This is a genomic window from Halorubrum distributum JCM 13561 (assembly GCF_000337395.1).
Taxonomy (GTDB): Archaea; Halobacteriota; Halobacteria; order Halobacteriales; family Haloferacaceae; genus Halorubrum; species Halorubrum distributum.
The window spans coordinates 602-1,378 of record NZ_AOJF01000004.1 but is presented as its reverse complement, the minus strand read 5'-3'; the positions used below and the strand labels follow the sequence as shown (position 1 = coordinate 1,378).

The 777-nt window shown below is 60.4% G+C and carries 1 protein-coding gene; it reads left to right on the top strand.

Annotated features, from left to right (window positions below; genetic code table 11):
• Positions 1–342 precede the first annotated feature (342 nt).
• On the top strand, positions 343–741 hold the full coding sequence (locus C470_RS00435; RefSeq protein ID WP_008364421.1) for a hypothetical protein: 399 nt from the start codon (positions 343–345) through the stop codon (positions 739–741).
• Positions 742–777 lie beyond the last annotated feature (36 nt).

The following is a 777-nucleotide window of genomic DNA, read 5'->3' as shown; positions in this document are numbered from 1 at the left end:
CGACCTGGAAGCTCGAATCGGAGCTCTCGTTTCGATGTACGAGCTCCTCGAAGACCGCGAGGGCGATCGCGTCGAGGCTGACGAACTACAATCGGTCGTAGAGGACTTCGACCACGGGTACGCCTCGACTGAGTCGTTCTGGAGCAACTGCGTCAAAAAGAACGCGGCCCAGGACCGACCGAACGCGTTGACGGCGCTCTCAGGTGTTAGAGAGGCTGGAACCGGCAAGTACNGCAACTGCGTCAAAAAGAACGCGGCCCAGGACCGACCGAACGCGTTGACGGCGCTCTCAGGTGTTAGAGAGGCTGGAACCGGCAAGTACACCTATGAAGGTGAGAAGGCATGACGGACGGTAGTGATACAGAGGACGCGGCGGGGAGAAAGGCGATCGCCGCAGCGACGTACACGCTCCGGAGCACAGAGAACCTCCTCGACGACGTCGACGACGACCTAGAAGAGTTCGCTGATGGACACCCGACGTTCAGCCGCGAGTTCGGTGTCTACGACGAGAACGGCCCGGACGGTCCGGCGTCGATCGAAGCCAGCCGGCTCGGAGAGTTCGCCCGACAGGGAGATGGGAAGCTGTCGACAGAGTGGGACTTCGCGACCGCGTACGGTTACAAAATCGGTCTGTTGGAGGCTCTAACCCACCTCGACGGTTGGGGAAGCGAGGTATTCGACGACGACATCCTGGACGAGTCCGAGCTCCCGGAACCAGACTCAGCGGGGTCGGAGGACTAATTCTATCACTATGACAGACATCAAAGCGGACCGCAC